Genomic DNA, 754 nt, shown 5'->3' on the forward strand with positions numbered 1-754 from the left:
CTATTCACCCTGGCTATGGTTTTTTGTCAGAAAATATCCAATTTGCGAAACGTTGCGAAGAAGAAGGCATTATTTTTATTGGTCCAAAATCCAAGCATCTTGATATGTTTGGGGATAAAGTAAAAGCACGTCATCAGGCTATTCAAGCAGATATTCCCGTTATTCCTGGTACGGATGGTCCTATTGATTCAATTGAGGAAGCAAAAGAATTTGCTAATCAGCATGGATATCCTCTAATGATCAAAGCTGCTTTGGGCGGAGGCGGTCGAGGCATGCGTATCGTTCGCGATGCAGACAGCCTGAACGAATCTTATGACCGTGCTAAATCAGAAGCAAAAGCTGCTTTTGGTAATGATGAAGTGTATGTCGAGAAACTAGTTGAAAATCCAAAACATATTGAAGTGCAAATTTTAGGTGATGAACAAGGAAATGTTGTGCATCTTTATGAACGCGACTGCTCTGTGCAGCGTCGTCATCAAAAAGTAGTAGAAGTAGCACCAAGTGTTTCTATAGATGAAGACTTACGTCTCCGCATTTGTGAAGCAGCTGTGCAGCTGATGGAAAAAGTGCAGTACATAAATGCTGGTACAGTAGAATTTTTAGTATCAGGAAACGATTTTTATTTTATTGAAGTAAATCCACGTGTTCAAGTAGAGCACACAATTACTGAAATGATTACAGGTATTGATATCGTTCAATCCCAAATTTTAATTGCAGACGGCTACGCGCTTCACAGCAAGGAAGTATCCATTCC

At 39.9% G+C, this 754-nt stretch carries 1 protein-coding gene; it reads left to right on the forward strand.

All coding sequences use genetic code 11. The features are described from left to right. On the forward strand, window positions 1-754 hold a 754-nt coding region (locus AC1DRF_RS30715; RefSeq protein WP_477742661.1), incomplete at both ends, for an ATP-binding protein.

Source organism: Priestia sp. P5_B4, from assembly GCF_056400385.1.